The sequence below is a fragment of the Myxococcales bacterium genome, from assembly GCA_016717005.1.
Taxonomy (GTDB): Bacteria; Myxococcota_A; Polyangia; order Haliangiales; family Haliangiaceae; genus UBA2376.
The window spans coordinates 170,348-190,949 of sequence record JADJUF010000039.1; the positions used below are offsets into that span (position 1 = coordinate 170,348).

At 72.2% G+C, this 20,602-nt stretch carries 18 protein-coding genes; 13 read left to right on the forward strand and 5 right to left on the reverse strand.

Annotated elements, in window-relative coordinates; genetic code table 11:
* Window positions 1-160: 160 nt before the first annotated feature.
* A complete protein-coding gene (locus IPL61_31730) occupies window positions 161-1,030 on the reverse strand; it encodes a LysR family transcriptional regulator (GenBank protein MBK9035771.1) in 870 nt (289 codons plus the stop codon).
* Between the two features lie 66 nt (window positions 1,031-1,096).
* Here IPL61_31730 and IPL61_31735 point away from each other — a divergent pair, with 66 nt between their 5' ends.
* Complete coding sequence (locus IPL61_31735; GenBank protein ID MBK9035772.1) at window positions 1,097-2,224, forward strand: homogentisate 1,2-dioxygenase; 1,128 nt, start codon at window positions 1,097-1,099, stop codon at window positions 2,222-2,224.
* Window positions 2,221-3,267, forward strand: coding sequence for a 4-hydroxyphenylpyruvate dioxygenase (gene hppD / locus IPL61_31740; GenBank protein ID MBK9035773.1), 1,047 nt, complete (start codon window positions 2,221-2,223; stop codon window positions 3,265-3,267). Before IPL61_31735 ends, hppD begins: the two co-directional genes overlap by 4 nt.
* A gap of 204 nt (window positions 3,268-3,471) precedes the next feature.
* On the opposite strand, the gene IPL61_31745 is transcribed toward hppD, so the two are convergent.
* Window positions 3,472-4,458: a hypothetical protein gene (locus IPL61_31745; GenBank protein ID MBK9035774.1), complete on the reverse strand. Its 987-nt coding sequence runs from the start codon at window positions 4,456-4,458 to the stop codon at window positions 3,472-3,474.
* Between the two features lie 160 nt (window positions 4,459-4,618).
* On the opposite strand from IPL61_31745, the gene IPL61_31750 reads away from it, so the two are divergent.
* Together IPL61_31750 and IPL61_31755 are read left to right on the forward strand one after the other, a co-directional pair.
* Window positions 4,619-5,854: a tetratricopeptide repeat protein gene (locus IPL61_31750; protein ID MBK9035775.1), complete on the forward strand. Its 1,236-nt coding sequence runs from the start codon at window positions 4,619-4,621 to the stop codon at window positions 5,852-5,854.
* Window positions 5,855-5,958: 104 nt separating this feature from the next.
* Window positions 5,959-7,071, forward strand: a complete 1,113-nt coding sequence (locus tag IPL61_31755) for a hypothetical protein (GenBank protein MBK9035776.1) — start codon at window positions 5,959-5,961, stop codon at window positions 7,069-7,071.
* 34 nt (window positions 7,072-7,105) lie between these two features.
* Here IPL61_31755 and IPL61_31760 read toward each other — a convergent pair whose 3' ends face one another.
* The 3 genes from IPL61_31760 to IPL61_31770 all read right to left on the reverse strand — a co-directional run bounded on the left by IPL61_31760 (window position 7,106) and on the right by IPL61_31770 (window position 10,975).
* Entirely contained in the window at window positions 7,106-7,813 is a 708-nt protein-coding gene (locus tag IPL61_31760; GenBank protein MBK9035777.1) for a PH domain-containing protein, read from the reverse strand.
* 51 nt (window positions 7,814-7,864) lie between these two features.
* On the reverse strand, window positions 7,865-9,079 hold the full coding sequence (locus IPL61_31765) for a hypothetical protein (GenBank protein ID MBK9035778.1): 1,215 nt from the start codon (window positions 9,077-9,079) through the stop codon (window positions 7,865-7,867).
* A gap of 78 nt (window positions 9,080-9,157) precedes the next feature.
* Window positions 9,158-10,975: a protein kinase gene (locus tag IPL61_31770; GenBank protein ID MBK9035779.1), complete on the reverse strand. Its 1,818-nt coding sequence runs from the start codon at window positions 10,973-10,975 to the stop codon at window positions 9,158-9,160.
* A gap of 165 nt (window positions 10,976-11,140) precedes the next feature.
* Between IPL61_31770 and IPL61_31775 the strand changes: the two genes are divergently transcribed.
* The 9 genes from IPL61_31775 to IPL61_31815 all read left to right on the forward strand — a co-directional run bounded on the left by IPL61_31775 (window position 11,141) and on the right by IPL61_31815 (window position 20,586).
* Window positions 11,141-12,073, forward strand: a complete 933-nt coding sequence (locus tag IPL61_31775) for a D-alanyl-D-alanine carboxypeptidase (protein ID MBK9035780.1) — start codon at window positions 11,141-11,143, stop codon at window positions 12,071-12,073.
* Window positions 12,074-12,138: 65 nt separating this feature from the next.
* Window positions 12,139-13,689, forward strand: coding sequence for a nitric oxide reductase transcriptional regulator NorR (gene norR, locus IPL61_31780; GenBank protein ID MBK9035781.1), 1,551 nt, complete (start codon window positions 12,139-12,141; stop codon window positions 13,687-13,689).
* Window positions 13,690-13,908: 219 nt separating this feature from the next.
* Window positions 13,909-14,325, forward strand: coding sequence for a c-type cytochrome (locus IPL61_31785; GenBank protein MBK9035782.1), 417 nt, complete (start codon window positions 13,909-13,911; stop codon window positions 14,323-14,325).
* A 56-nt stretch (window positions 14,326-14,381) separates the two neighbouring features.
* On the forward strand, window positions 14,382-16,340 hold the full coding sequence (gene nosZ, locus IPL61_31790) for a Sec-dependent nitrous-oxide reductase (protein MBK9035783.1): 1,959 nt from the start codon (window positions 14,382-14,384) through the stop codon (window positions 16,338-16,340).
* 14 nt (window positions 16,341-16,354) lie between these two features.
* A complete protein-coding gene (nosD, locus tag IPL61_31795) occupies window positions 16,355-17,692 on the forward strand; it encodes a nitrous oxide reductase family maturation protein NosD (protein MBK9035784.1) in 1,338 nt (445 codons plus the stop codon).
* Window positions 17,693-17,694: 2 nt separating this feature from the next.
* Window positions 17,695-18,573 carry an ABC transporter ATP-binding protein gene (locus tag IPL61_31800; protein MBK9035785.1) on the forward strand — a complete coding sequence of 293 codons (879 nt, stop codon included), beginning with the start codon at window positions 17,695-17,697 and terminating at the stop codon, window positions 18,571-18,573.
* The gene (locus tag IPL61_31805; GenBank protein ID MBK9035786.1) at window positions 18,563-19,036 is read left to right on the forward strand and encodes a hypothetical protein; all 474 of its coding nucleotides are present in this window, start codon (window positions 18,563-18,565) and stop codon (window positions 19,034-19,036) included. The genes IPL61_31800 and IPL61_31805 overlap by 11 nt, the downstream gene beginning before the upstream one ends.
* A complete protein-coding gene (locus tag IPL61_31810; protein MBK9035787.1) occupies window positions 19,033-19,872 on the forward strand; it encodes an ABC transporter permease subunit in 840 nt (279 codons plus the stop codon). The genes IPL61_31805 and IPL61_31810 overlap by 4 nt, the downstream gene beginning before the upstream one ends.
* A gap of 30 nt (window positions 19,873-19,902) precedes the next feature.
* Window positions 19,903-20,586, forward strand: a complete 684-nt coding sequence (locus IPL61_31815) for a hypothetical protein (protein ID MBK9035788.1) — start codon at window positions 19,903-19,905, stop codon at window positions 20,584-20,586.
* Window positions 20,587-20,602: the final 16 nt, after the last annotated feature.

Consider the following 20,602-nt stretch of genomic DNA (forward strand, 5'->3'; position numbering starts at 1 on the left):
CCCGCCACCGGGGTCGGCGCCTGCCACCGCTCGGCACCCTCGACGCGCCGCCACCGGGATCGGCGCGTGGGCTCGCCGCGTCCCCCGATGGCCCAGCGACCACCCTGCCGTGTGCGCTCGGCGCCGACGTGGAGACCAGCGTCGGCACCACCACCGCGCGTCACCCGCCGGTCAGCGCCGCGATCAGCCGACGCGCGGCCGGGCCCGGCTGGCCGCGGTGGTACAGGCGCGGGTGGAACACGTGCCGCGCGCTGCGGGTCCAGCGGATCCGGCGCAGGCGTCCGCGGGTCAGGTCGTCGGCGACGAGCGCGTCGGGCAGCCAGCCGTAGCCGATGCCCGCCAGGACCGCCGCGCGCTTCGCCGTGAAGTCGTTGAGGTGCACGGTCGAGTGGGCCTCGATCGCCGAGGTCGGCAGCTCGAGCCGCGGGTCCGAGCCGCGCACGGTCACGAGCAGGTGCCGCCGCAGCGCCCGGACGTCGTGGCGGCCGTGCGCGAGCGGGTGATCGGCCCGCACGACCAGCGACGCCGGCAGGGCCGGCAGCGCGACCGCGGTCAGCGCCACCCGCGGCGGCACCACCGCGATCATCAGATCGGCGGCGGTGCGCACGAACGCGTCCTCGACCCCAGCCAGGAAGTCGGCGCGCACGTCGATCCGGGTCGGCGCGCGCTCGGCCGCCAGCCGGCCGACCGCGATCAGCAGCGGCTCGATCGGCACGATGCCGTCGAACACCACCGTCAGCGTCGGCTCCCACCCGGCCCGCAGCTCGACCACCGCCGCCGCCAGGTCGGCCTCGGCCGCCAGCACCGCGCGGCCACCGTCGAGCACCCGGCGGCCGTGCGCCGACAGCGCGGTCCGGTAGCCCGAGCGGTCGACCACCGGGAACCCGAGCGCGTCCTCGAGGGTCCGGATCAGGTACAGCACCGAGGTGTGCCCGCGCCCGAGCGCGGCGGCCGCGGCGGCGAAGGTGCCGGTCCGCGCCAGCGCGTCGAGCGCCCGGAGCTGCTCGAGCGTGACCTCGACCTTGTTCATGATGTGCACATTGTTGGTGCAAACATAGTTCTATCATTGCAGCGCCACGCTGGCCACGCTGGGCCCATGGACATCCCGTACGTTCGCGGCCGCGTGGCCCAGCAGGCCCACGTCGGCCTCCCCGACGGCACGGTCGAGGAGGAGTACGCCCGCAACGGCTTCTTCGGCCGCTACGCCCACCTGTACCGGACCCACCCGCCGGTGGCGTGGTCGCGGATCGAGGGCCCGCTGCGGCCGCGCCTCTACGACCTCGCCGGCCTCGGCGCCGACGACTACCTGGCCGCGCGCGTGCCGCTCCTCGCCAACGCCGACGCCCGGATCCTGGCCGCGAACCTGGCCGCGCCGATGCCGTACTTGTTCCGCAACGCCGACGGCGACGAGCTGTTGTTCGTCCACGCCGGCGCCGGGCGCCTCGAGACCGACTTCGGCCCGCTGGCCTACGAGCCCGGCGACTACCTGGTCATCCCGCGCGGCACGCTCTACCGCCTGGCGCCGACGACGCCGACCCGGCTGCTCGTGGTCGAGACCGCCGGCGAGCTCGCCGTGCCCGACCGCGGCATGCTCGGCCAGCACGCGCTGTTCGATCCGGCGGTCATCCGCGTGCCGTCGCCCGACGAGGCCTCGACGCTCGCCGCCGGCCACGGCGCCAGCCGCCCCGACGAGTGGCAGGTCGTCATCCAGCGCCAGGGCGCGCTGACCTCGGTGTTCTACCGCCACTGCCCGCTCGACACGGTCGGCTGGAAGGGCACGCTCACCGCCTGGCAGCTCAACGTCCGCGACATCCGGCCGGTGTCGAGCGACCGCTACCACCTGCCGCCGTCGGCCCACACCACGCTCCTGGCGCCGGGCGTCGCGATCTGCACGTTCGCGCCGCGCCCGCTCGAGAACGGCGACCCGCGCGCCGTCAAGGTCCCCTTCTACCACTCGAACATCGACTACGACGAGGTGCTCTTCTACCACGCCGGCGAGTTCTTCAGCCGCGACGGCATCCGGCCCGGGATGCTGACGTTCCACCCGCAGGGCATCCACCACGGCCCGCAGGCGCGCGCGTTCGAGCGCACCGGCGGCGCCAAGCGCACCGAGGAGGTCGCCGTGATGATCGACACCCGCCGCCCGCTCGACGTGTGCGCGCCCGCGACCGCGCTCGAGCAGGTCGACTACTGGCGCAGCTGGCAGCCGGAGGCCGCGCGATGACCGCCGACCACCGCAACCCGTGCGACCTGCGCGGCCTGGCGTTCGCCGAGCTGGCCGGGCCCGACCCCGACGTCCTGCACCGCCTGCTCGTCGCGTTCGGCTTCTCGCGCACGATGCGCCACCAGGTCCGCCCGGTCGATCTGTACCAGCAGGGCGGCATCGCGCTCATGCTCGATCGCGCGCCCGACGGCTTCGGCGCCGGCTTCGCCGCGGCCCACGGCCCGTGCATCTGCGCGCTCGGCCTCTACGCCGGCGACGCGGCCCGGGCCGCGACCACCGCGGTCGCGCGCGGCGCCCGGCCCGCCGACGGCGATCTGCGCGCGGCCGCCGGCGCGCCGGTGCCCGCGGTGCAGGGCATCGGCGGCTCGCTCCTGTACTTCGTCGAGGGGCCCGACCCGTGGGCCGCGCTCGGCTTCGCGCCCCTGGCCGCGCCCGACGTGGTGCCGAGCAAGGGCTTCACCGCGATCGATCACCTGACCAACAACGTCGGCCGCGGCGAGCTGCCGCGCTGGTCGGCGTTCTACCGCGAGGTCTTCGGGTTCACCGAGGTCCGGTACTTCGACATCCGCGGCGTCAAGACCGGCCTGACCTCGTACGCGCTGCGCTCGCCGTGCGGCACGTTCTGCATCCCGATCAACGAGGGCACCGAGACCGGCAGCCAGATCGACGAGTACCTCGAGGAGTACCGCGGCCCCGGCATCCAGCACCTGGCGTTCCTGACCGACGACATCCTCGCGTCGCTGCGCGCGCTCGAGGGCGCGCCGATCGAGTTCCTCGACATCGACGCCGACTACTACCAGGGCGTGTTCGATCGCGTGCCCAACGTGCGCGAGGACCGCGCCGAGATCGCGCGCCGCAACGTGCTGGTCGACGGCGACGCCGACGGCTACCTGCTGCAGATCTTCACCCGCAACCTGATCGGCCCGATCTTCATCGAGCTGATCCAGCGCCACAACCACCTGTCGTTCGGCGAGGGCAACTTCGGCGCGCTGTTCCGGTCGATCGAGCGCGACCAGGAGCGCCGCGGCTACCTGAAGGCCTGAGCGAGCGCGACCAGGTGCGCCGCGCCGACCGGAAGGCCTGAATCGGGCGCGGGCGCCCGGCGCCCGCTCGAGCGCGACCAGGTGCGCCGCGCCGACCTGAAGGCCTGGTGGCATCCGTCGCCGCCGACCGGGCGCGCGCCGGCGGCCCCGCCGACCGAAGCTGGCCGGCGCAGGGTGCGTCGGTCGGTCGAGGGCGGCGCGCGCCTACCAGCGCAGCCGGTAGGTCGGCTCGCTGCCGTCGGCGTCGCCGGGGGCGATCAGATCGAGGCCGAAGCTCTCGAGCTTGGCCATCAGCGCCTCCATCCACGCGACCGCGTCGATGATCCCGACCAGCTCTCGCACCGCGCGCGCGCTCACGCGCTCGCGCTCGGCCAGCAGGTTCAGCACGTCGCGCTCGGCCGACGAGATCTGGAAGTCGGCCGGGACCGTGCGGTCGGCCAGCCGCCCCAGGCGCGCCGCCGCCGCCGGGCGCAGGCCCAGCCGGATGATCGCGCTCTGGGCGCCCGCGCCCGAGCTGTAGCCGAGCGCGGTGCGGGCGACCCGCGGCCCCGCGGTCTGACGACGCGCGCGGCCCCCTTCCTGCCGCGACGGCACCGGCGTGAGACGCAGGAGCGCGTTGGTCGCCGGCATCACCGCCAGGCTCGACTCGCTGGCTTGTCCCCGCGCGACCACCTCGGCGGCCGGCGCCGCCGGTACGTACGACGCCGACGGCTCCGCGGGCACCGCCACGGCCGCGGGCCGCGTGACGACCGCGGCGACCTGGCCCGGGGCGATCGTCGACGCGCCGGGGCTCGCCGCCAGGTAGGCCGGCAGGTGCTGCGACGCCGCCACCGCCGGATCCCACGACGCCCGCGGCAGCGGCGCCTCGGGCACGTCCTTGGGCGAGCCCGGCGCCCAGTTGTTGGTCCGCTTGCGCTCGAACGTGCCGCTCTCGTCCTCGAGGCGCGGCGGGTTGTTCTTCGAGCCGGCCATGCGCCGGGCCGCCAGCTCGAGCTGCGCCTGCAGCTCCTGGGCGCGACCGTCGACCGGCGGTTGCACGTGGACGCCCCACGAGCCGTTGGGATCGGTGCTGGCCGGGCCGATCGCGAGCTCGGCGCCGTGGAGGACGATCGTCGGTCTCGTCTGATCCGGACTCTCGGCGTAGGCGCGCATCAGCACGCGCTGCTCCGCCCACCGCTCGGCCACGACCATGATCGATCGATAGTGAGTCGGCGGTGACGCTGGAGAGCGTAGCCAGGCGTCGACGATCCGGATCCGGGCCATCGTGGGTCCGATCCTACACCAGTCCGGCGCCGCCTGGATCGAGGCCTCCGGCTTTGCGTGAATTGCCCCCAGCGGTTAGCCTCGGGGCGTGACCACGCTCCGCCGCCTCCTCGTGTCCGCCGCCCTGGCCGCCAGCCCCGCCTTGCCCGTCGCCGCGACCTCGGTCGTCGCGGTCACGGGGTGCGGCGGCAAGTCGACCAAGAAGGTCGCGAAGCCCGATCCCAAGCCGCCCGCGCCCTCGGCCGACGAGGTCCTCGCGAAGGCCCGGGCCGCCGCCAAGGCCGGCGACGTCGACACCGCCGACGCGAAGTACAAGGAGGCCGAGAAGCTCGACCTGGCCCTGGCCACGGTCAAGGAGCACGTCGCGCTGCTCGCGGCCCACGGCCGCGCCACTGACGCGGTCGCGATCGCGCGCGCGTACTACGAGGCCAAGCCCGCCGACTCGAACGGCTCGCTGGTCTACGCCAACGCGCTGATCGGCGCCGAGGACTTCTTCCCGGCGATCGAGGTCGCGGGCGAGGTGGTCGATCTCGAGACCGAGAACCCGGCCGGGTTCGAGACCCGCGGCCGCGCGCTGATCGGCGCCGGCAAGCTCGACGAGGGCGTCGAGGATCTGCGCAAGGCCCGCGACCTCGCGCCCAAGCAGCTGACCTACGTGCTCTCGTACGGGATCGGCCTCGAGAAGGCCAACAAGATCGACGAGGCGGCGCTGGCGATCCGCGCCGCGGTCGATCTCGACGACAACGACCCGCGCGCGTTGATGCACATGGGCGTGGTCCGCCGGCTCCAGTTCGAGGCCAAGGAGGCGGTCGGGTGGCTGGTGCGCGCGACCAAGGCCGACCCGAGCTACGCCGAGGCCTGGTTCAACCTGGCGATCGCCCAGAACGAGATGGGCGACGACTTCGAGGCCGAAGCCAGCGCCGAGAAGGCGACCGCCCTGGCGCCGCGGATCTCATCGTACTGGTACGTCTACGGCGAGATGCTGCGGATCAACAAGAAGCCGCAGGACGCCAAGAACGCCTACGGCAAGGCGATCGAGGCCACCCCGCCGCACCCCAAGGCGGCCGCGAAGTACGCCTTCATGCTGTACGAGGCCGGCGAGTACCCCGAGGCCGAGGTGTTCCTGACCGACAGCCTGTCCAAGGATCCGCAGAACTCGTCGCTGTACTACAACCTCGGCTGGGTCTACAGCGCCCAGAAGAAGTACCGGCTCGGCGTCGAGGCGTTCGAGCGCTACCTCGAGCTCGCGGCCAAGGACGACCGCGATCGCCCGAAGGCCGCCGCGGAGATCAAGGCGCTCAAGAAGAAGGCCGGGATGCGCTGAGCGCCCCGCGGTCGAGCGCCGTGTGTGGCGACGCGGCCGCGGCCTGGGCGCGGCCCCAGCGTCGGCGTGCGCCGGTCGCGGGCGGTTTCACCTACGATGGACACGTGGCCGCCTACCTGACCTTCCTCCTCGACCTCGTCAACGAGGCCACCGATCGGATCGTCTCGGACACGCTCCGGTTCGTGCCCGACCGCGAGCGGCGACCCAAGACCACGTTCGTGTGGAAGGTGACGTGCGACGCGCGCGGGCTCGTCATCATCCAGGCCGCCGTCGGCAGCCCCCGCGAGGGGCCCAGCGAGCTCGCCGTGATCGCGACCGCGCGCTGGACCGGGCGCCTCGAGGACCGCAGGCGGACGTCGAGCAAGGTCCCCAACGACGTGCAGTGGGGGTGGGTGCAGGCCGCGCTCGAGGTCGCGTCGGCGCGGCGCAAGGCCGACCCTTCCCCCTACGACGACTCGCTCGTCGAGGAGGTCCCGATGACCCGGCGGCCCCTGGTCGACGCCACCTCGGCGCAGGGACGCCGCGAGGCGCGGCGGCGCGAGCGCGCGGCGGCGCCGGGCCAGGCACCGAGCGCGCGCGGGCGTGGTGGACTGGTCGCCGCCATGCTCGTCGCGCTCGCGGGTCTGGGCGCCATCGTCGCGCTGCGCTGCAAGCCCGACTCGACGTCGCCGGCGGCCAGTCCCCCGGCCCCGCGCGCGCCCCCGCCGCAGGCCCGCCCGACGATGACGCCGCCGCCGCCGGTCCCCGAGACCGTCGAGGCGCGCGTCGCCCGCGCCGACGATCTGCGGGCCGCGATGGCGCTGGCGCAGCCCGCGCTGACGCCGGTGTCGACGGGCGACTTTCCCAGCGGCGCCGCGCTGCTCGCGCGCTACCGCGTGACGTGGGCCGACCTCGACCGCCCCGACGAGACGACGATCGCCAAGGTCGAGAAGGACCCGATCTCGGAGCAGGGCAAGCAGCTGTGCGTCGAGGGCGAGCTCGACCGGATCACGCGCCGCGACCTCGACGACCGCACGTACTTCGTCGGGGCCATGCGCACCGCGCAGGGGGATCGGGTGACGTTCCTCGCCGCGGGCGCGACCGGCGACCTGGTCAAGCGCGCCCGCGCGCGGCTGTGCGGCGTGGTCACCGGCACGATCGACGGCGCGACCGCGCTGTTCGGCATGTTCGATCTCCCCGACAACCGTGAGCCCCCCGTCGAGCTACGGTCGCCCTGATCGCGGTCGCCTCACCCGCGGTCGGGCTGCCGGCTCAGCTGACGACGCCGTAGACGTTGCGCGCCTGGCGCTGCAGCTCGATGCTGTCGCGGATCTGCTCGAACAGCTGGCGCGACGCCGGCAACCCGGTGATCTCGATGTGCGGCGACGTGACGTCGGCGGTGAAGATCTCGATGTGCGCGATGCCGAGCAGCCGATCGAGCAGGTTCTGCTTGTAGCGGACGTCGCGGCAGCGCCACAGCTCGAGGATGTCGATCTTCTTCGACAGCATCCCGCGCTCGGTCTCGATGTTGGTGCTGGTGACCCGGAACCGGATCGACTTCCGATAGAAGTACAGCCCCGCGAAGTAGATCGCGCAACAGGCCAGCAGCACCAGGAACACCATGAACTTGTTGGCCTGGGACGCGTCGAACCACTTGAGGATCTTGAACGAGATCGTCACGGGCACCAGCAGCGTCACCAGCGCGCCGAAGAAGTAGTGGCCGAAATACGCCCGCCATGACGGGGCGCCGTCGTAGAGGGTCTTGCGCTCGCGCGGCGGCTCGTGGCCGGTCGCGTGCTGCGCGAACGGCGGCGCGTTCGCCGGGGCCGGCGCCGGCGCTGGGGCCGGCGCGGCGACCGGCTGCGGCGCGACGGCCGCCGGGGCCGAGGACGGCGGCGCCGCGCTCACAAACGACCCGCAGAAGCGGCACTTGATCGCCTCTTCCTGGATCTCTTCCGCGCAGAACGGGCATTTCTTCATCGCCCGACCATCCTATCACTCACGTGGCGCCGCCGCGGCCGGCGGCCGGGTTCACATGCGGTAGCCGAGGCCCGCCAGGAACTCGAGGCGGGTGAACGAGTCCACCTCGGACGTGAAGCTGTCGGACGAGGCCGGGCTGAACGAGAACGCGATCGGCGTCACCACCAGCGACAGGTTCGGATTGAACGCGTACTCGGCCGCGAGCCCCGCCCGGATCGACAGCATCGACAGCGCGCCGGTGGCGGCCTGGGCGTTGAGCGTGAACGGGTTGCCGGCCTCGAGGCCCGTGATCAGCAGCGCCCCGACGTCGAACTCGCCGCGGACCCCGATCTTCGGCGCCACGGTGTAGGTCACGCCCGCGTGCGCGCCGACGGTGATGAGCGACGAGGTGCCCGAGGACGACATCGCGCCGTTCCACGCCACCGGCATGAACCCGAACGCGCCGCCGAGGTCGAGCGCGAGCTTGTCGTTGATGGTCAGCGGGTAGCCGGCCGAGAGGCCAGCGGCCGCGACGAAGGTCGGCGTCAGGCTGCCGGCCGCGAACCGCGCGCCGCCGCCGCGGGCGAACACCGCGATCGTCTTCGGTCGGCCGCTGGGCGTGCCGGCGCCGTCGTCGCCCCCATCGTCGATATCGTCACCACCACCACCACCACCACCACCACCACCGTCGCCGCCGCCGCCGAGGTCCCCGACGCGGCCGCCGCCGTCATCGGTCCCGCCGCCACCGCCGGTGGTGCCACCGCCGTCACCGCCGCCGCCGGTGGTGCCGCCGCCGTCGTTACCGCCGCCACCGCCGATGTCGGGCGGGCTGGTGCCGTCCGGCGGACGGTTGCGGATCGCGTCTTGATCCTTCACGCACTTGGTCAGCGACTCGATGTGGCCGTCGACCTCCTTGCGCTGGACCGCCGAGATGTCCTTCTGCACCGACAGGAAGCGCTTGTAGTAGAACAGCGCCTGCTTGCAGTCGTCGAGCTGACGGTACGACTGCGCGATGTTGAACAGGAACGCGCCGTCGGGCAGCTCCTCGTACGCCTTCGTGAACAGCGCGATCGCGCGCCGGAACCGGGCGAGATCGTAGTTCTTGCGGCCGCGGGTGTAGAACTCGCGGGCCCGCTCGGTCGGATCCTTGCTGGCCGGCGGGACCATCTCGGGATCGTCCGGCTTGATCTCGTCGAGGGGTTGGGCCTGGACCGAGGTCGGGGCGAGCGCTCCACCGGCGAGGGCGAACGACAGGAATGCGGCGAGGCTGTGCTTGGCTTGCATCATGATCATCGTGGGTGCAGAGAGGGCGCCACGTGGCGCCCCAGGACTCGCGCGCGTGCGGTGCGCGCGACCAGAACGGGGCTACTTGGTCTTCTTCTTGGCGAACGGGTCCATCATGTCGTCGCCGACCGGGCCGGTGCTGCTGCCGCTGCCCGCGCTCGAACCCGCGCTCGAACCCGACCCCGACCCCGAGTTCGAGCCGCTCGGCCGCGAGCCGCGCGCCTTGCTGAGCGCGACCTCGAGGTCGACCTGGCCGCTGAGCCGGACCTTGCGCTCCTCGACCTTGTAGCCGCGCAGATCGATCTCGATGATCGCGTCGGCGTCGGCCTTGTCGACGGTGAACGTGATCGGCGTCTTGCCGCGCGGATCGGTCTCGTCACCGAACGTGACCCACGCGCCCGACGGCGACGACGCGACGGTGATCGAGATCTTGGCGGCCACCTGGCTGCCGCCGGCCGGGTCCGCGGTGCCGGTGCCCGCGCCCGCCGTGCCGCTGCCGGCGCCCGGATCCGCGGTGCCCGTGCCCGGGTCGGCGGTGCCGGTGCCGGGATCGGCGGTGCCGGTGCCAGGATCGGCGGTGCCGGTGCCGGCGGTGCCCGGGCCGGGGTCGGTGCCGGCCGTGCCGGTGCCGGGATCCGCCGTGCCGGTGCCTGGCTCGACGGCGGTGCCCGTGCCGGGCTGGAGACCGGCCGAGGTGCCGGTGCCGGGATCGGTGCTGCCCGATCCGGAGCCGCCGCCGCTGGTCACGACGACCACGGCCACCGCCGCCGCGGCGAGCGCGACGCCGATGCCGATGAACAGCCCGAGCGGCTTCTTGCGCCGCTCGGTGATCGCGGTGCCGGCGGCGCCGCCGAGCGTGGTCGGCGTCGTCATCTGGCCGGGGACCGGCGTCAGCGGGCTGATCAACGGCGACGGCGTCAGCCGCGACACCATCGGGATCGGATCGTTGGTGGGCACCAGCGGCGTCGCCAGGAACTGGCCGATGCCGCCGTGGGCCTCGACGTAGCCGACCGGATCGGCCATCGCCTTGGACATCTCGTCCATCGTCGGGAACCGCATCTCGGGACGCTTCTCGAGCGCCTTCAAGATCACCTGCTCGACGTGCGGCGGGATGATGCCGCGGATCGTCGACGGCGGCGGCGGCGCTGCGGTCAGGTGCTGGACCAGCACCTCGCCGTAGCCCTCGCCGAAGAACGGCACCCGGCCGGTGATCATCTCGTACAGCACGACGCCGAGCGCGTAGATGTCCGAGCGGTGGTCGACGTTGCCGCGGCCCTCGCACTGCTCCGGCGACATGTACGCCGGCGTGCCCATCACGAGCCCGGTGCGGGTCCGGCGCGAGCCCGGCTGATCGCCGGTGAGCTTGGCGATGCCGAAGTCGAGCAGCTTGACGAAGTCGTGCTCGCGCCCGCGCTGGATCAGGATGATGTTGTCGGGCTTGAGGTCGCGATGGACGATGTTGTTCTTGTGCGACGCCGCGAGCGCGTCGGACACCTGCAGCGCGATGCCGAGCGCGCGCTCGGGCGCCAGCGGCGCCTCGCGCTGGAGCAGCTGCCCGAGGGTCAACCCCGGCAGGAACTCCATGATGAAGTAGACGAGCCCCTCGCCGGTGGGCCCGGTCTGGAGCACGCCGTAGTCGATCACGTCGACGATGTTCGGGTGACCGATGTCGTTGACCGCCTTGGCTTCGTTGAAGAAGCGGGTCACGACGTCGGTGTTGGACGCGAACTCGGCGTGGAGGACCTTGAGCGCGACCTTCTTCCCGATGTGGGGGTGCTCGGCCAGATAGACCGAGCCCATGCCGCCCTCACCGAGCTTCTGTCGAACCTGATAGTTGCCGATCGTAAGGCCGATGATCGGGTCGGGCGGTGGTGGCCCCCCGGGGTAGTTCGGATCCATGGGTCCTCCCGCAGTCACGAGTGTAACGCATCCGGCCGCAGGACGGCGCGTCATGTCGGTGGCAAACAGTGGTGCGGCTGGTTCGACGCCCCAGCGGTCAGCGGGCTTGGGCGGCGTACTGCCGGATTTTCGCGTCGTCCAACCGAGCATGGTACATCTGGTTGGATGCGCGCGACCATGTTCGTGACGTCGGTCCTGGCGGTCGGGATCATTTTTGGCGCGCCTGGCCTCCGTCCGGCGCCCGCGAATGCTGACAAGCTCTCGGAATTACCCGAGATCAAGTCCAGATCGGCGGTGGTGCTCGACGCGGATACCGGCGCCGAGATCCTCGCAAAAGACGCGGATTCAGTGCGGGCGATCGCCTCGACCACCAAGATCTTCGTGGCCATGGCGGTCCGCAAGCACCAGCTCGCGCTCGACGGTTGGACCGAGATCACCCAGGACGACGCCCGCGCCGCGAAGGGCGGGTCGCGCACCCGGCTCGACGTCGGCCAGTCGTTTCGCAACCACGACCTGCTCCGGGCGATGCTGATCTCGTCCGACAACCGCGCACCGACCGCCCTGGGCCGGGCCGCGGGGATGACCCGCGCGCAGCTCATCGCCGAGATGAACAAGCTCGCCAAGGACCTGGGCCTCAAGAAGACCAAGTTCACCGACTCGTCGGGCCTGCGCGGCAACGTCTCGACCGCCCGCGAGATGGCGCTGGCGCTGCGCGCCGCCCACCGCGACCCGGTCCTGGCCGAGATCATGGGCACGACCTTCTACGTCGTGAAGTCGCGCTCGGGCATGAACAAGATCCCCTACGGCTCGACCAACCAGCCGATGGTCGCCGGCACCTACAAGGTCACCGGCGGCAAGACCGGGTTCACGCGGGCGGCGGGCTACTGCTACATCACCGCCGCCGAGATCGGCGGCCACCGCTACCTGATCTCGTTCCTCGGGGCCGACGCCAAGCCCACCCGCTTCGCCGACTTCGGCCGGGTGGCGGCCTGGCTCGACGCCGGGGCCCCCGGCGCGAAGGTCAAGCCCGGGTCGTCGCAGGCGCGCGCGAAGGCCTCCGGGGCCCGCCGCCGGGTCACCGGCACCGTCAAGCGCTGACGCGCCGGTCGCTGGCCCAGCCAGTGCAATACCGCGTCGGCGTGACAACCGCCCGGGCCTTCAGAATCACAACACGTCGTCGCGACAACAGCGACTTCGCACCTCTGGCCGAGATCGCGGTCGACCTGGCCGCGAACCTCACCGCGATCGACCGCTACGAGCGGCTCGTCGACGCCCTCCAGCGGTTCTTGCCTTGCGACGCAGTCACGCTGCTGCGCCTGGACGGCCACGCGCTGACGCCCGTCGCTGCGCGGGGCCTCGCGCCCGAGGCGATGGCGCGGCGCTACGCCCTCGCCGAACACCCACGACTCGCGCAGATCCTGCGGGCGCCGGGGCCGATCCGGTTCGAGGACAGCCACCTGCCCGATCCCTTCGACGGCTTGTTGCTTGCGGATCCCGAGGGCTTGAGCCGGGTCCACGCCTGCATGGGCAGCCCGCTCACGGTGGCTGGCGAGCTCATCGGGGTGCTCACGGTCGACGCCCTCGCGCCCAGCGCGTTCGACGACCTCACCGACGAGCAGGTCGCGACCGCCGCGGCGCTGACCGCCGCGTGCATGCGCACCAGCCAGCTCATCGACGCGCTCGAGCAGGTCGCGTCGCGCTCGACCCGCGTCGCCGCCGATCTGCTGGCCGAGGCCCGGGCCCGCAGCCGCGACGATCTGGTCGGCGCTTCGCCGGCGATGCGCGCGCTCCGCGACGACGTCGCGATGTCGGCCCGCACCGATCTGGCCGTGCTCATCAGCGGCGAGACCGGCGTCGGCAAGGAGGTCGTGGCCCGGGCGATCCACGCCGCCGGCGGACGCCGCGACCGTCCGCTGATCTACGTCAACTGCGCGGCGCTGCCCGAGTCGATCGCCGAGAGCGAGCTGTTCGGGCACGTCCGCGGCGCGTTCACCGGCGCGATCGAGACCCGGGCCGGCAAGTTCGAGGTGGCCGACGGCGGCACGCTGTTCCTCGACGAGATCGGCGAGCTGCCGCTGGCGCTCCAGGCCAAGCTGCTGCGGGCGGTCCAGTCGGGCGAGATCCAGCGGGTCGGAGCCGACCACCCGATCCACGTCGACGTCCGGTTGATGGCCGCGACCAACCGCGACCTGCCGACCGAGGTCGCCGCGGGCCGGTTCCGCAGCGACCTGTTCCACCGCCTGAGCGTGTTGCCGATCGCGGTCCCGCCGCTGCGCGACCGCGCCGACGACGTGGCGATCCTCGCCGGGTTCTTCCTCGACGAGTCCCGCCGCCGGCTCGGCCTCGGGCCGATCCAGCTCACCGGCGCGGCGCGCCAGGCCATGAGCGGCTACGACTGGCCCGGCAACGTGCGCGAGCTCGAGCACACGCTGGTGCGCGCGGCGCTGCGCGCGGCCGGCCGCGGGCGTGGGCAGCCGGTGACGATCGACGCCGAGCACCTCGATCTGCCTCGCCGGACGTCGTCGCCAGCGCCGCTCGACGCCGTCGGGCCGCTGCCGCTGCCGCTGGCCGACGCGGTCGACGAGTTCAAGCGGCGCCAGATCAAGCGGGCGGTCGAGGCCTCCGGGGGCAACTGGGCGGCGGCCGCGCGCATGCTCGGCCTCGATCGCGGCAACCTGCACCGCACCGCCGAGCGCCTCGGCCTGCACGCCTGATCCGCGCTGGCGTCGCGCCTGGCGCGGAGCTGCACCGCACCGCCGAGCGGGCTGTACGCATGATCCGCGCAGCTATTGCGCCTGGCGCGGGGCTGCACCGCACCGCCGAGCGCCGCGGCCTGCACGCCTGATCCGCGCAGGCGTTGCGCCTCGCGCAGGCCCGTCGCCGCATCTTGCGCGGTTTGGATCGGCATCGACCTTGCTCAAGCAGCGAGCGCGATGTCCACGAGCAAGCTCCTCACCCTCCTGGCCGCCGCCGTCCTCGCGACGGCGTGCGGCTCCAAGTCCGATCCTCCCCCCGGCCCGGCGCCCGCGCCCAAGCCGGCGCCCGCGCCCAAGCCAGCCGGCGACGCCACCGCGAAGGCGACCGAGCTCTTCGCGACCCGGTGCACGCCGTGCCACGGCGCGCTCGGCAAGGGCGACGGCGTCGCGTCGAAGACCTTGACGCCGCCGCCGCGCAACTTCACCGACGCCGAGTGGCAGGCCTCGGTCACCGACGATCACATCGAGAAGATCATCAAGTACGGCGGCGCGGCGGTCGGCAAGTCGCCAGCGATGCCGGCCAACCCCGATCTCAGCGACCCGGCGGTCGTGGCGGCGCTGCGCGCCCACATCCGCGAGCTCAGCGGCAAGTAACCGTCGCCGGCCGCGCCGGCATCACCGGGCCTCGAGCCCGCACCAAGGAGGGCAGCATGCGTCTGCCATTGTCTGGTCTCGGCTGGCTCACCGCCGGCATCCTCGTCGCGGCCTGCGGCGGCACCAAACCCAGCGCACCGACCGGAGGGGGCGCCGCCGGCGGCGGCATCACCGATCTCATGAAGGCCCGCGGCCTGTCCGAAGCGGACGTCGCGGCCGCGCTCAAGACCTACACCCCGACCGGCAAGCTCGACGAGTACCTGACGTTCGCGTCGGGCGGTCACTCGGGCCAGGTCATCGTCATCGGCGTCCCGTCGATGCGCATCCTCAAGTACATCGCGGTGTTCACGCCCGAGCCGTGGCAGGGCTACGGCTTCGACGATCAGACCAAGGCCATCCTCGACCAGGGCAAGCGCTTCGGCAAGGACGTGACCTGGGCCGACACCCACCACCCGGCCCTGTCCGAGTCCGGCGGCGACTACGACGGCAAGTACCTGTTCATCGGCGACAAGGCCAACGCCCGCATCGCGCTGATCGACCTCGCCGACTTCACGACCAAGCAGATCGTGACCACCGAGCTGATGGTGTCCGATCACGGCGCCTCGTTCGTCACCCCCGACACCGACTACGTCATCGAGACCGCGCAGTACGCGGCCCCGCTCGGCGGCGGCTACGCGGACCCCAAGACCGACTACAAGGAGAAGTACCGCGGCGGCGTGGTGTTCTGGAAGTTCGACAAGGCCAAGGGCCGGATCGACAAGTCCAGCTCGTTCATGATGGAGTTCCCGCCGTACACGCAGGACCTCGCCGACGCCGGCAAGAAGGTCAGCGACGGCTACGCGTTCTTCAACTCGATCAACACCGAGCTGTCGTGGGGCGGGGACATGGAGGGCAACCCGCCCATGGAGTCCGGCATGTCGCAGAACGACATGGACTACATGCACATCGTCAACTGGCGGAAGGCCGAGGAGGTCATCAAGGCCGGCAAGTTCGAGATGATGGGTGACATGAAGGTCATCCGCCTGGCCACCGCGGTCAGCGAGGGGCTCCTGTACTTCGTGCCCGAGCCCAAGAGCCCGCACGGCGTCGACGTGACGCCCGACGGCGCCGAGATCGTCGTCGGCGGCAAGCTCGACACCCACGGCACCGTCTACAACTTCGCCAAGATGAAGGCGCTGATGGACGCCGGGACGTTCGACGGCAAGGACGACTGGGGCGTCCCGATCCTGTCGTACAAGGACTCGATCCGCGGCCAGGTCGAGCTCGGGCTGGGCCCGCTGCACACGCAGTTCGACGACAAGGGCTTCGCGTACACGTCCTTGTTCATCGAGAGCGCGGTGGCCAAGTGGTCGCTGGCGGACCTCAAGGTCGTCCAGAAGCTGCCCAGCCACTACAACATCGGCCACCTGCTGGCCGCCGAGGGCGACACGGTCAGCCCCGACGGCAAGTACCTCATCGCGATGAACAAGTGGGCGATCGATCGCTACACCAAGGTCGGCCCGCTCCTGCCGCAGAACTTCCAGCTGGTCGATCTGTCCGGCCCGGAGATGACGCTCCTCTACGACATGCCGATCCCGCTGGGTGAGCCGCACTACGCCCAGATGATCAAGGCCGACAAGCTCCACCCGGTCGACGTCTACAAGCCGGGCGAGGATCCGATCACCGGCGAGCTCGCGACCAACGCGGTCGAGGGCGGCAAGGAGCGGATCGAGCGCAAGCCCGACGGCGTCCACGTCTACATGACGGCGATCCGCTCGCACTTCACGCCCGACATCATCCGGGTCAAGGAGGGCGAGCTGGTCCACCTGCACCTGACCAACCTCGAGCAGGCGTACGACGCGACCCACGGCTTCGCGATCAACTCGTACAACATCAACGTCAGCGTCGAGCCGGGCGAGCACTCGGACATGACGTTCCTGGCCGACCGGGCCGGCGTGTTCCCGATGTACTGCACCGAGTTCTGCTCGGCGCTGCACCTCGAGATGGCCGGGTACCTCCTCGTCGAGCCCAAGTGAGCCGAGGCCGTGCCGTGCGCCTGTCCCTGGGCCTGTCCGCGCTGGCCGCGCTGTCCGCGCTCGGTCCGCTCGGCGGCTGCGCCCCGAGCCGGGCGGTCGCCGACGACGCGACGATGACCGAGGCGGTCTCGCCGCCCCGGCCCGCGGGTTGTCAGGAGCTGGCGGACGGCGCGGCGCTGCAGGCCGCGGTCGACGCGGCCGCGCCCGGGGCGGCGCTGTGCCTGGCGCCGGGGCGCTACCCGGGCCCGCTGGTGATCGCGCGCCCGGTGACGCTGTGGGGCCCGCCGACCGCGGCGATCACCTCCGACGGCACCGGCACGACCGTGCGGGTGCAGGCGGCCGGGGCCCGGCTGCTCGGCGTGACCGTCGACGGGTCGGGCGGGCGCTACGACAAGCTCGACGGCGCGGTCCTGGTGAGCGCCGACGACGTCGTGGTCGAGGGCGTGACGATCGTCAACGCGGTCTACGGGCTGCTGGTCGAGAAGGCCCACCGGGTCCGGATCCACGGCAACCACGTCCGCGGCGGCACCGATCCCTCGATCGGCCTGCGCGGCGACAACGTGCGGATCTGGGAGACCTCGGACTCCGAGATCTCGAACAACCTGCTCGAGGACGGCCGCGACATGGTCGTCTGGTACTCGCGCAACAACCGCGTCGTCGGCAACCGGATCGTCCGCAGCCGCTACGGCACGCACTTCATGTACAGCCACGACAGCGACGTCGAGGACAACCGCTACCTCGACGTCACCGTCGGCGTGTTCGTCATGTACAGCCACGACGTCACGCTGCGCGGCAACGTGATCGCCAACGCCGCCGGCGCCGCCGGCATGGCGATCGGGCTCAAGGACTCCGGCACGGTGACGATCGCCGACAACCTGCTGGTCCACGATCAGATCGGCATCTACCTCGACGGCACGCCGCAACGCCCGACGGAGCGGATGACGATCCGCGGCAACCAGCTGCGGCTGTGCCGCACCGCGCTCGTGTTCCACGCCAGCGCCCACCACACCGACGTGCTCGACAACGACTTCGCCGGCAACGAGGTCCAGAGCCGCGTCGACGGCGGCGGCGACGCGCTCGACGTGACCTGGGCCGGCAACTACTTCGACGACTACACCGGCTACGACCTCGACGGCGACGGCACCGGCGACGTGCCGTTCGAGCTGCGCTCGTTCGCGGGCACGCTGATCACCGCGCACCCCAACCTGGGGTTCTTCGACGGCACCCCGGCGCTGGCCCTGGCCGACGCCGCCGCGCACCTCGATCCGCTGTTCCGGCCCAAGCCGGTGCTGATCGATCCCAGGCCGCGGATGCAGCCGACGGCCAGCCACGCTGGCCGCGGGGAGGACTGACGATGGAGCTCCAGCTGCGCAAGGTCGGCAAGCGCTTCGCCCGCACCCAGGCGCTCGTCGACGTCGACCTGACGATCGCCAGCGGCGCCAAGGTCGCGCTGCTCGGGCCCAACGGCTCCGGCAAGACCACGCTGACCCGGGCGATCATGGGCCTCCTGCGCTGCGACGGCGACATCGCGATCGACGGCCGGCCGATGACCGATCGGATGCAGATCGCCGGGCGGCTGGCGTACGTGCCGCAGATCGCGCCGCTGATGGCGGCGTCGGTCGGCGAGATCGTGCGCGCGGTGTGCGAGCTGCGCGGCCTGGCCGCGGCCGACGTCCGCGCGCTCGCGGTCGAGCTCGGCCTCGAGTTCGACGCCATCGGCGGCCGGGCGCTGCGGGCGCTGTCGGGCGGCATGCGCCAGAAGCTGCTCCTGGCCCTGGCGCTGGCCAGCAAGGCCGAGCTGCTCATCCTCGACGAGCCGACCGCCAGCCTCGACGCCGCGGCCCGGGCCCGCTTCCTCGACCGGTTCGCGGCCGCGACCAAGGACGCCACCGTGATCCTGTGCTCGCACCGGCTCGACGAGCTCCGGGCCCTGGTCGACCACGTCGTGGTCATGGCCGAGGGCCGGGTCGCCCACGACGGCCCGGCCGCCGCGTACCTGGCCCAGCGCCTGGCCGCGGTGATCGAGCTGCGCTACCGCGGCGACGATCCCAGCTGGCTGCGCGACCACGGCTTCCGCCCCGGCGTCGGCGGCTGGTGGAGCCGCGCGGTGTCGCCGAGCGACAAGCTGGCGCTGATCCCGGCGGCGCTGGCCGCGCTGGGCGGCGCGGTCGACGATCTGGTCGTCCGCGACACCGATCGCCTCGAGCTCGAGGAGGCGCGCGATGCCGCGTGACCGCCGCACGCCCTGGGGCGCGCTCGTCGGCCTGGCCCTGCTCGCGGCGGTGGCGGCGCTGATCGTCGTCGTCGTGCGCGGCGGCGACCGCGTGCCCGACGGGCCGGTGCCGGTGGTGTGGAACAAGGAGAGCTGCGCGCACTGCCGGATGGCGGTCGGCGAGCCCCGCTACGCCGCCCAGCTGATCACCGCTACCGGCGAGGTCGTCAACTTCGACGACCCCGGCTGCCTGCTGCGCTACCTCGACGAGCGCCACCCGGCGATCCACCGGCTGTGGTTCCACCACCCGCGCGAGGACCGCTGGCTGGGCCCCGACGAGGTCGGGTTCCAGACCGACGCGACCACGCCGATGGGCTGGGGCCTGGTCGCCGCCGACCGCGGCGCCGCCACGCTCGATCTCGCCGCCGCCCGGGCCTACGTCGCGACCCGCGACGCCGGCGCCCAGGCCCAAGGACGCCCATGACCTTCGCCCGCCAGGTGCTCGCCGTCGCGCGCCTCGACCTCGCCGAGGTGCTGCGCTCGCGCTGGCTCTTGTTCTGCGCCGGCGCCTACCTGCTGCTCGCGACCGTGTTCGTCCTGGTCGGCCTGCGCGAGTCGACGGTGATGGGCTTCACCGGCATGGGCCGGGTGTTGCTGTCGCTGTGCCACGCGCTGTTGTTGATCCTGCCGCTGCTGGCGCTGACCGCGCTCGGTCCGGTGATCGGCCGGGCCCGCGACGACGGCAGCCTCGAGCTCCTGTTCAGCCAGCCGCTGCGGCGCAGCGCGTGGTTCATCGGCGTGTCGCTGACCCGCTACGCCGTGCTGGTCGTGCCGCTGGTCGTGCTGATGGTCGGGCTCGCGGCCTACGGCCAGCTCGCGCTCGATCAGGACGTGCCGTGGGCGTTCCTGACGCGCGCGCTCGTGGTCAGCGCCGCGCTCCTGGCCGCGTTCGCGGGCATCGGCCTGGCGATCTCGACGGTCGTGCGCAACCCCGCGCGCGTGACCACGTACATCGTGCTGGCGTGGGCGCTGTCGGTGGCGCTGCTCGACTTCGGGCTGATCGGCGTGCTCTTGCGCTGGCGCCTGAACCCCCACGCCGTGTTCACGCTCGCCGCGATCAACCCGGTCCAGGACGCTCGGATGGCGCTCCTGTCGGGGCTCGAGCCCGATCTGACGACGCTCGGCCCGGTCGGGTTCTACCTCGCCAACAAGATCGGGCCGGCGGCGCTGTACCTGCTCGGCGTGGTCTGGCCGGCCGCCGTCGGCGTCGGCTCGTGGACGTTCGCCTACGCCAGCTTCCGCCGCAGCGATCTGGTCTAGCCGACCCGCTGCTCACCTCAGGAGTACGTCATGCGCCAAGCCCTCGATCGGTTCTACGAGTTCCTCGACCGCCCGCTGTTCCTGTCGTCACGCTTGCTGCTGGCGCTCCTGGTGATCCCGCTCCTGCTCGGCGTGACCCGGCCGCTGTGGCGCATCTCGATGAAGGCGCCGCAGTACCCGGCCGGCCTGTACATGGACGTCTACACGTACAAGGTCGATGGCGGCCACGACAACCAGGACATCAAGGAGATCAACACGCTCAACCACTACATCGGGATGCACAAGATCGATCGGGCCGAGCTCAAGGACCTCGACTGGATCCCGTTCGCGATCGGCCTGCTGGTCGTGCTGACCTTGCGGTGCGCGGCGATCGGCAACGTCCGGGCGCTGCTCGATCTGGTCGTCATGACCGGCTACATCTCGCTGTTCGCGTTCGGGCGGTTCATCTACAAGCTGTACGTGTTCGGGCACGAGCTCGACCCGGAGGCGCCGATCAAGATCAAGCCGTTCACGCCGGCCATCTTCGGCACCAAGCACGTCGCCAACTTCACGACCAGCAGCTACCCGCAGAGCGGGACGATCCTGATCGGCGTGTTCGCGACCGGCATCATCGGCGTCGCGGCCTGGCACCTGATCGCCGGGCGGCTCGCGTCGGTGCGGGCGAGCCGGGCCGCGGCCAAGGCCGCCGCCGAGCCCGGGCCCGCGGTGGCGTGATCGGCCGCGCCGCGAC